Origin of the sequence: Bradyrhizobium sp. 137, assembly GCF_023074095.1 — a bacterium.
Lineage (GTDB): Bacteria > Pseudomonadota > Alphaproteobacteria > Rhizobiales > Xanthobacteraceae > Bradyrhizobium.
This window is the reverse complement of the sequence record NZ_JADPKU010000004.1, coordinates 1-8,438: the sequence shown is the minus strand read 5'-3', so window position 1 is coordinate 8,438 and position 8,438 is coordinate 1. Positions and strand designations below refer to the sequence as shown.

The following is an 8,438-nucleotide window of genomic DNA, read 5'->3' as shown; positions in this document are numbered from 1 at the left end:
ATCCATCGGCCGCTCCTTCCAACTCAGGAGCCACCTTCAGAATCGATTTCTGCCCAATTCGCAATGCCTTACAGAGAACGCTCACATGCGATTCCCCTGGTATGAACCCGGGCATCGACACGGTGTTAGGGTAAAGTTCCCCTGAACGACGGAGGCGATCATGGTAGAGCGGCTATCGGCGGAGGCGCGCAAGCAGGCGCTCGGCGGACTACCAGGCTGGGGCGAGGTGTCCGACCGCGACGCCATCGGGAAGACCTTCGTCTTCAAGGATTTCAACCAGGCCTTCGGCTTCATGACTCGCGCGGCGCTGGTCGCCGAGAAGATGGATCACCACCCCGAATGGCGCAACGTCTACAAGACGGTCGAGGTGGTGCTGTCGACCCATGACGCGGGCGGCGTTACTGCGCTCGATATCGAGCTGGCCAAGGCGATGAACGCCATCGCCGGCTGACACCTGGCTGACGTCTTGCAGCGCTTGGCCTTATCCCCATCTTGTGATCAGCAGGCGACGCGGCGATCCGCCGCTCCGGCTGAAAGGGGAGTTTGAGCATGGCTGCGGAACACAGCGTCGGCTTTGAGCCCGCCGATCGGCTCGCGGAAGACCGGGAGGGCGTTCGCCGCCGCTTCTGGCGCAAGCTGAAGCGCGTTGCCGCGCAACTGCCGTTCGCCGAAGACCTGCTCGCGGCCTATTACTGCGCCTTCGACCGGCAGACGCCGCGCCATGTTCAGGCCTCGCTGCTGGGGGCGATCGCCTATTTCATCCTGCCATTCGACTTCGTCGCTGATGTGATGCCGATCCTCGGTTTCGCCGATGACGCCGCCGTGCTCGCCACCGCGATCCGCATGGTGGCCGGCCACATCACGAACGAGCACCGCGAGGCCGCCCGTGCCGCGCTGAAGCGCGGGGTGGATAAGGCGGAGGAGTGACGGCGCCACTACTTCTTTTCCCCCGCACGCGTCTTCTCCGCGTCCCATGCCTGGAATTGCTTGAATAGCGTCTCCTTGTCCGCATCGGACACCTGCGCGGCCGCCGGGCTCTGCTTCAGGAACGCTTCGAAGCGCTGGCGCGTCACCGGCTCGACGCCGTGCCGGTCGAGCCATTGCTGCGCCACCGGCAATCTGCTCCAGCCCGACAAAGGCGCCGCGAGCGAGACCTCCTTCCACTTGGGATGGAAGGGCGGGTTCTGGAGCGCGGGGAATTTGGTGAAGAACGCGTCAACGAACAGCGCGAGCTTGCGATAGCGCTCGGTGTTGGGCGCCCAGTTGTAGGCCGCGAGCACCGCAGGCACCGCGATCGTGTCCACGCTCTCGCCCTCCTTGATCAGGTTCGGATAGTCCTTGGCGGACAGCGTTGCTGGCAGATAGTCGCTCTGCAGCGGCTTTGCATAGTCGACCTTCGCAAGATGGAAGCGGCCGTCATTGCCGAAGGTCGAGACCGACTTGTACGGCTTGCCGCCGACCACGATGACGGCGTCGATCTCGCCGGCCTTCAGTTTCTCCATCGCGATGCGCTGCTCGACATAGACGAATTTCGCCTTGATCCCGAGCCGCTCGAACACGGTGAGCGCCGTGACGAAGGTGCCGCCGTTCGGTAGGTCCACGCTCACCGTCTTGTCTTCGAGGTCTTTGAGCGTCGCGACCGATCTTGGCGCGATCACCTGCATCTCCTCATTGTAGAGCTTGGTGACATAGGTGAACTGCTTCTTGATGTCCTTGGCAAAACCCTTGCGCTCGAGATAGTCGAGCGTGTCGGCACGCACGATTCCGAGATCGACACCTTGCAGGAACAGGATATCGGCGACGCTTTGCACCGAGCCGCGGCCGACGATCGGCAGCACGCGGATCTTGTTGCCGTCGTCGAGCACGGAAGCGAGGTCGGCGCCGAATTGCACATAGGTGCCGCCGATCGTGCCGGTGATCAGCGTGACCGTGTTGGCGTTCAGCGCCTGCTTGGTCGAGGTCGAGCCGAACTGGAAGATGGCCTTCAGGCCGTCAGAGACCTTGGCGGGATCGTATTCGGTCTGATCGGCGCGCGCCGCGAAGGCACAGATCGTCATGATGGCGGCAAGCGCCATTCCCAAAGCGTTACGCATGATGTTCCCTTGAAGCGGTCTAGTTCTGAAGCTGGGCGAGGCGCTGCCGCGCCTCCGCCGATCCGAGTGCCGCGGCCTTTTGGTACCAGTCGCGCGCGGCGGTCGCGTCAGCGGCGATGCGCCGCGCGTCGCTAGTGCCCAGCACGGCCGGGTCATAGGTCTGCGCCAGCAGGAACGCCGCTGCCGCATCCTGTGCATTGGCGGCGCGTTCGAGCAACAGGCGGGCCGCAACAATGTCGCCGATTCCCAACAGGCTCTTCGCGCGCGTCATCAGCCCGGCCAGCGTGTCGGCGTCGAGCGTCCTGGCGGGCGGAGGGGGCGCAGGCGGTGCCGCCACCGGCGCGGGCTGAGGCACAGGCGTGTGGGCTTGCAGCGCGCTCTGATAGGCGGTCGCGATCTCCTCGCGGCTCGGCGGTGCAGGAAGATCCTGCGCGTCAGCGCTCGCCAGGCGCGGCTCGGTCACGCGCGCCGAATCCTTGCGCGGGCTCTGCGGTACGGCCGACGGGTTGGCGGAGGCGACCGCCTGCTCCAGCGCGACGACTGCCGAGCCACCGGCATCGAAGATGCCGCGAAGATCGGACTGAAACAGCGCGGCCAGAATTGCCAGGATGGACGCCACGAGAACGGCTGCGAGACCGACCGCAAGAACGCGCGGCACAATTCTGACCCGGGGACGCAACTCCAGCGAGGTATATTCGTCCGGGTTCGGGGCACCGCGCGGATCGGACAGGAATAGTGGAATTGGGTCGTCGGGTGACAGATCGATCCGTGCGGCGCGCGCACGGATGTACGATGCGGTGGACGGATGTGATGCGGCTTGATCGGAATCGAATACCCTCGATTCCCTGGACGGACGGAACGCCGTCGTCTCCATGGTGATGCTCCCCAAGACTGACACGACGCGGGGCATACCGGTTTCAGTTTTTTTGTTGTTGTCCAGGAGCGCCCAGCAAACTGGAGCCGGTAAATCGCAACCTGAATCAGCCCAAAAAGCGACGACGGTTGGGGCGAATCGGGAAATATTTGGGTTTGATTCGGGCGAGGTTGTGGAATGCACCTCAATTTTGCCCGCGCTGGTTGAGGAGACCTTACCAGGTGGCCGTGTGCGAATGGGAGGCCATGAACTCAGCTGTCATGGCGCGGGTAATCGCGACAGCGCAGTCGCCATCACGGATGCAAGATCACCTTGCCCATCGCCTGACGTCCCGCGAGCACCTTCAACGCGTCCGCGGTCTGGGCCAGCGGGAAGGTGCGGTCGACATGCGAGGAGATCTTGCCTTCCGCCGTCCACTTCACGAGCTTCTCCAGATTGGCGCGATTCTTGGCCGGGTTGAGCCGGGTCCAGGCGCCCCAGAACACGCCGCGGATGTCGCAGCCCTTCAGCAGTGCGAGGTTCAGCGGCATCTTCGGAATGTCGCCGGCGGCGAAGCCGATCACGAGGAAACGACCCTCCCAGGCGATCGAGCGCAGCGCCTGCTCGGCGTAAGCACCGCCCACGGGATCGAAGATGATGTCGACGCCCTTGCCGTCGGTGAGCTTGCGCAAACCTTCCTTCAGATCCTCCTTGGCGTAGTTGAGCGTCAGTTCGGCGCCGTGCGCCCTGGCGAATTCGAGCTTCTCGTCCGACGAGGCGCAGGCGATCACCTTCAGGCCCATCAGCTTGCCGAGCTCGCAGGCAGCAAGGCCCGTGCCGCCGGCTGCGCCCAGTACCGCGAGCGTCTCGCCCGGCTTCGGACTGGCGCGATCCTCGAGCGCATGCAGCGCGGTGCCGTAGATGATGATGATGCCGGCCGCGCGATCATAGTCGAGATTGTCAGGGATCTTGACGATCGATGCCGCCGGCAGCGCGATCTTCTCGCGCGCGCCGTTGTGGCCGCAGGAGGCGACAACGCGATCGCCGACCTTCAGATCAGTGACGCCAGCGCCGATGCTCTCGATCACACCCGCGACTTCAGCGGCCGGCGAGAACGGGAACGGCGGCTTGATCTGATACTTGCCCTGAATCATCAGGATGTCGAAGAAGTTCAGCGCCGCCGCCTTGATCGCGATCACGGCCTCGCCCGGTCCTGCTACCGGATCCGGCACGTCAGCCAGAACGAGATCGTCGGGCTGGCAATATTGCGAGCAGAGGATGGCTTTCATGGCGGCACCTGGAGCGTTTCGAGTGGAATTATGATTGGCCCGGTTTTGCCGGATTTAGAGCAGCCGGACAATCCGGATTCTTTGTTGATCGTTCTGTTCGGCCTATCATCACGTCATTGCGAGCCAACGGGTCCGCGCCAAGCGCGGCCCGATGACAGGCTCCGCGACGCAATCCAGAGTCCGCCCTGCGGAAATAGTCTGGATTGCTTCGACGCTTCGCTCCTCGCAATAACGAAATCCGCGGAGATAAGGATTCAAACGATGTTTGAAACAAACCTGCTTAACGGCAAGCGCATCCTCGTCACCGGCGGCGGCTCGGGCCTCGGCGCTGCGGTGGGCCGTCGCTTCCTCGCACTCGGCGCCGAGCTCGTGATCTGTGGCCGCAAGCTCGACCGGCTCGAGGCAACGGCGAGCGAGATGCGCAAAGAGACCGGTGGCAAGGTCACGACGATCGCCTGCGACGTTCGCGCCGGTGCGGCCGTCGACAACATGATGGATCAGATCTGGCGCGAGGCCCCGCTCGATATCCTCGTCAACAATGCTGCCGCGACCTTCATCGCGCAGAGCGAGCATCTCTCGTTCCGCGCCGCGGACGCGATCCTCGCGCCGACCCTGCATGGCGCGATGTATTGCACGCTCGCCGCCGGCAAGCGGTGGATCGAGGGTAAGCATGGCGGCGTCGTGCTCTCGATCCTCTCGACCTCGACCATCACCGGCCGCGCCTTCACCGTGCCTTCGGCGATGGCGAAGTCGGCGCTGCTGGCGATGACCAAAAGTCTCGCCGTGGAATGGGGTCCGAAGGGCATCCGAACCGTTGCCATCGCGCCGGGACCGTTCCCGACCGCGGGCGCGTCGGGGCAGCTCCGCCCCGAGGGGCGTGACGAAGGCTGGACCGCCCGCAACCCGCTGGGCCGCACCGGCGAGCACGGCGAACTTGCCGACCTCGCCAGCTTCCTGGTCTCGGACCGCGCCGGCTATATCAATGGCGAGATGGTGGTGATCGACGGGGGCGCGCATTTGCGCAGTTCCGGGGCCGAGGACCTGCTCGGCTGGACCGAGGCGCAATGGGCCGAGCAGCGCGCCGCGCGATCCCGAGCCTAGTGCTGACAACCCGCTAACTGCCTTCCCAAATTGGACTTTCCCGGCTATCCCTGCCGGGGGACAAAACACGGCCGGGCCATCTTCCAGTCACAATATTGAGGGAACCACTCCAGCATGTGGCGGGTGCTATCTTTCGTTTTGATGATCGGCATGATGACGTGCGGGATCGCCGATCTCGCGCGGGCGCAGACGCCGCAACCGGCGCCGAAGGCGGCACCAAAGCCGGCGCCGCCGGCGGCCCATCCGACTGCCAAGACGGCTGCAAAGCCAGAGAGCAAACCGGCGGCGGCGCCCGCGGCGGTTGCGGGCGGCGCGGAGCCGACCCTGATCGGCCAGTTCGGCACCTGGGGCGCCTATTCAGCCACGCCGAACGGCAAGAAGGTCTGTTTCGCGCTGGCCAAGCCCTCGTCGTCGAAGACCAACCCGCCGAACCGGCCGCGCGATCCTGCTTATGCGTTCGTGTCGACCCGGCCGGCCGAGAAGGTCAACAACGAAGTCTCGGTCATGATCGGCTATGCGCTGAAACCGGGCTCGGAATCGACGGCCGAGGTCGGCGGCGCTGCTTTCGCAATGTATACGCAGGGCGATGGTCTCTGGATCAAGAACGCGGCCGAGGAGGAGCGGATGGTCGAAGCCATGCGCAAATCCGCCGATCTCGTGGTCAAGGGGGTCTCGGCCAAGGGCACCGAGACGACCGACACCTTCTCGCTGAAGGGCCTCGCCCAGGCGCTCGATAAGATCGCCCAGGACTGCAAAAGATAGGATTGCAGGCGGTAAGGCTAAGTCATAGCCGCGGTCGCAATCGGCAGATCCGGTTGCTATATAGGGGCTGTTCCAGATTTCCCGTCATTCCGGGGCGATGCGCAGCATCGAACCCGGAATCTCGAGGTTCCGGGTCTGGTCCTCCGGACCATCCCGGAACGACAAAACCCATCAGGTCCACTCAATGCAACCGACGACCGAGCCGCACAACGCAATCCTGGTGGAGAAGACTCCGCTCGAAACTTATGTGCCGCCGGCGAGGCCCTCGCTGATCGGCCTGTCGCGTGCCGAACTCGCCGATCGACTCGGCGAGATCGGCGTCGCACCGGCGCAACGCAAGATGCGGGTGCAGCAGCTGTGGCACTGGCTCTATTTCCGCGGCGCCCAGAGCTTTGACGAGATGACCTCGGTTTCCAAGGGCATTCGCGCCGAGCTCGCGCAGCATTTCACCGTCGACCGGCCCGAGGTCGTGGCCGAGCAGATCTCCAACGATGGCACCCGCAAATGGCTGCTGCGTCTGCCGAGCGGTGACAACATCCAGAAGGCGCATGAAGTCGAGTGCGTCTACATCCCCGAGACCGATCGCGGCACGCTCTGCGTCTCCTCGCAGGTCGGCTGCACCCTGAACTGCTCCTTCTGCCACACCGGCACCCAGCGCCTAGTGCGCAACCTCACCGCCGGCGAGATCGTGGGACAGGTGATGGTGGCGCGCGATCGCCTCAACGATTGGGCCGATCGCGAAGACGGCACGCGCCGCGTCACCAACATCGTGATGATGGGCATGGGCGAGCCGCTCTACAATTTCGATGCGGTGCGCGATGCGCTGCTGATCGTCGGCGACAATGAAGGCGTCGGCATCTCCCGCCGCCGCATCACGCTGTCGACCTCGGGCGTGGTGCCGAATATCGTGCGTGCGGGCGAGGAGATCGGCGTGATGCTCGCGATCTCGCTGCATGCGGTGCGCGACGAATTGCGCAATGAGCTCGTGCCGCTCAATCGCAAATATCCGATCAAGGAACTGCTGCAGGCCTGCCGCGACTATCCCGGCGCCTCGAACGCGCGCCGCATCACCTTCGAATATGTGATGCTCAAGGGCGTCAACGATTCGCTCGACGATGCAAAACTTCTGGTGAAGCTGCTAAAGGGCATTCCGGCCAAGATCAACCTCATCCCGTTCAATCCCTGGCCCGGCACCGCCTATGAATGCTCGGACTGGGATCAGATCGAGAAGTTCTCCGAATACATCTTCAATGCCGGCTATTCATCCCCGGTTCGCACCCCGCGCGGCCGCGACATCCTCGCGGCCTGCGGCCAGCTCAAGTCAGAGACGGAGAAGCTCTCGGCGCGTGAACGCCAGGCGCTGCGTGCGATGGCGATGACGGATTGACAGGTAATCCCTGCGCCTTCGCATCCGCGTCATTGCGAGCGCAGCGAAGCAATCCAGAATCTTTCCGCGGAGGCAGTCTGGATTGCTTCGTCGCGGAGCCTGTCATCCGGCCCGCCGAAGGCGGGACCGGCTTGCTCCTCGCAATGACGGTGAGGCTGACGTCATGTCCCTGATCGGCCGCCTCGTCGTCATCTTCATCGGCTTTCTCGTCGCCTGTTTCGTCGGCGGCATGATCGTCGTCGTCGCGCTGCTGTTTCCGGAATTCGCCGATCTCGGCGCAGGTCCCGTCGATCAGGGCACGATCGACATCCTGCTCGGCTTCGGCTTCATCTTCGTCTCGGGCTTCGCGCTGGTGCCGGCGGCGGTGATCGTCGCGATCACCGAGGCGCTCTATATCCGCAGCGCGCTGGCTTACGCCGTCGGCGGCGGCCTTGTCGGGCTCGCCTGCTATCTCGGTCTCGTCCCCTTCCACGGCGATACGTTCCAATTCGAGGGTATCGTGCGGCGCCACCTGGAGATCATGACGGGCGCGGGCATCGTCGCCGGCGTGGTCTACTGGCTGATCGCTGGCCGCAATGCAGGCGCCTGGCGCGATCCGCCGCCTTCGCACCGGTCCCCACCTCCGCTGCCGTCGAATTCCAGGCCCGATGCGCGGTGACTTCTTACCCTCCTCTGAAGGGCGAGGGTCGGATCTCATCATCGATGCGATCCGGGGTGGGGTGACAGACTATCGGCGACGGCGGTGTTGAGGATTCGAGCTTGCGGACAGGCGAGAGACCATTTGTGCGGCTTCACCCCACCTCGCTCGCGCTTCGCGCGATCGATCCTCCCCCTCCAGGGGAGGATGGGGGACCGGTCCAAACCGGCTACATGGGTAACAGACTAGACCGGCGACATGGGTAACAGGTCAACTATTCGGCAAGGAGGGCTTGCCGATGGCTTGGAAGGAGACC

The 8,438-nt window shown here is 64.2% G+C and carries 9 protein-coding genes; 6 read left to right on the top strand and 3 right to left on the bottom strand.

From position 1 onward, the window contains the following. The first annotated feature begins 160 nt into the window (after window positions 1-160). Window positions 161-451, top strand: coding sequence for a 4a-hydroxytetrahydrobiopterin dehydratase (locus tag IVA78_RS00790; RefSeq protein WP_247280030.1), 291 nt, complete (start codon window positions 161-163; stop codon window positions 449-451). A gap of 98 nt (window positions 452-549) precedes the next feature. Then, window positions 550-927, top strand: coding sequence for a YkvA family protein (locus IVA78_RS00785; RefSeq protein ID WP_247280031.1), 378 nt, complete (start codon window positions 550-552; stop codon window positions 925-927). 8 nt (window positions 928-935) lie between these two features. Here the strand turns inward: IVA78_RS00785 and IVA78_RS00780 are convergent, their stop codons facing one another. The 3 genes from IVA78_RS00780 to IVA78_RS00770 all read right to left on the bottom strand — a co-directional run bounded on the left by IVA78_RS00780 (window position 936) and on the right by IVA78_RS00770 (window position 4,235). Next, window positions 936-2,093, bottom strand: coding sequence for a TAXI family TRAP transporter solute-binding subunit (locus tag IVA78_RS00780; RefSeq protein ID WP_247280032.1), 1,158 nt, complete (start codon window positions 2,091-2,093; stop codon window positions 936-938). Between the two features lie 19 nt (window positions 2,094-2,112). Next, a complete protein-coding gene (locus tag IVA78_RS00775; protein WP_247463695.1) occupies window positions 2,113-3,150 on the bottom strand; it encodes a hypothetical protein in 1,038 nt (345 codons plus the stop codon). A gap of 110 nt (window positions 3,151-3,260) precedes the next feature. Next, window positions 3,261-4,235, bottom strand: coding sequence for an NADPH:quinone oxidoreductase family protein (locus IVA78_RS00770; protein WP_091882886.1), 975 nt, complete (start codon window positions 4,233-4,235; stop codon window positions 3,261-3,263). 261 nt (window positions 4,236-4,496) lie between these two features. On the opposite strand from IVA78_RS00770, the gene IVA78_RS00765 reads away from it, so the two are divergent. From IVA78_RS00765 to IVA78_RS00750, 4 genes are all read left to right on the top strand, one after another. After that, window positions 4,497-5,336 carry an SDR family oxidoreductase gene (locus IVA78_RS00765; RefSeq protein WP_247280034.1) on the top strand — a complete coding sequence of 280 codons (840 nt, stop codon included), beginning with the start codon at window positions 4,497-4,499 and terminating at the stop codon, window positions 5,334-5,336. A gap of 114 nt (window positions 5,337-5,450) precedes the next feature. After that, window positions 5,451-6,098: an invasion associated locus B family protein gene (locus IVA78_RS00760; protein WP_247280035.1), complete on the top strand. Its 648-nt coding sequence runs from the start codon at window positions 5,451-5,453 to the stop codon at window positions 6,096-6,098. Window positions 6,099-6,282: 184 nt separating this feature from the next. Next, a complete protein-coding gene (gene rlmN, locus IVA78_RS00755; RefSeq protein WP_247280036.1) occupies window positions 6,283-7,485 on the top strand; it encodes a 23S rRNA (adenine(2503)-C(2))-methyltransferase RlmN in 1,203 nt (400 codons plus the stop codon). Between the two features lie 163 nt (window positions 7,486-7,648). After that, entirely contained in the window at window positions 7,649-8,143 is a 495-nt protein-coding gene (locus IVA78_RS00750; RefSeq protein ID WP_247280037.1) for a hypothetical protein, read from the top strand. Window positions 8,144-8,438: the final 295 nt, after the last annotated feature.

Excerpts from the sequence above, each read along its gene's own strand:
- IVA78_RS00790 (WP_247280030.1), top strand. The coding sequence starts at position 161 with ATGGTAGAGCGGCTATCGGCGGAGGCGCGCAAGCAGGCGCTCGGCGGA.
- IVA78_RS00750 (WP_247280037.1), top strand. The coding sequence starts at position 7,649 with ATGTCCCTGATCGGCCGCCTCGTCGTCATCTTCATCGGCTTTCTCGTC.
- IVA78_RS00760 (WP_247280035.1), top strand. The coding sequence starts at position 5,451 with ATGTGGCGGGTGCTATCTTTCGTTTTGATGATCGGCATGATGACGTGC.
- IVA78_RS00780 (WP_247280032.1), bottom strand. The coding sequence starts at position 2,093 with ATGCGTAACGCTTTGGGAATGGCGCTTGCCGCCATCATGACGATCTGT.
- IVA78_RS00770 (WP_091882886.1), bottom strand. The coding sequence starts at position 4,235 with ATGAAAGCCATCCTCTGCTCGCAATATTGCCAGCCCGACGATCTCGTT.
- rlmN (WP_247280036.1), top strand. The coding sequence starts at position 6,283 with ATGCAACCGACGACCGAGCCGCACAACGCAATCCTGGTGGAGAAGACT.
- IVA78_RS00785 (WP_247280031.1), top strand. The coding sequence starts at position 550 with ATGGCTGCGGAACACAGCGTCGGCTTTGAGCCCGCCGATCGGCTCGCG.
- IVA78_RS00765 (WP_247280034.1), top strand. The coding sequence starts at position 4,497 with ATGTTTGAAACAAACCTGCTTAACGGCAAGCGCATCCTCGTCACCGGC.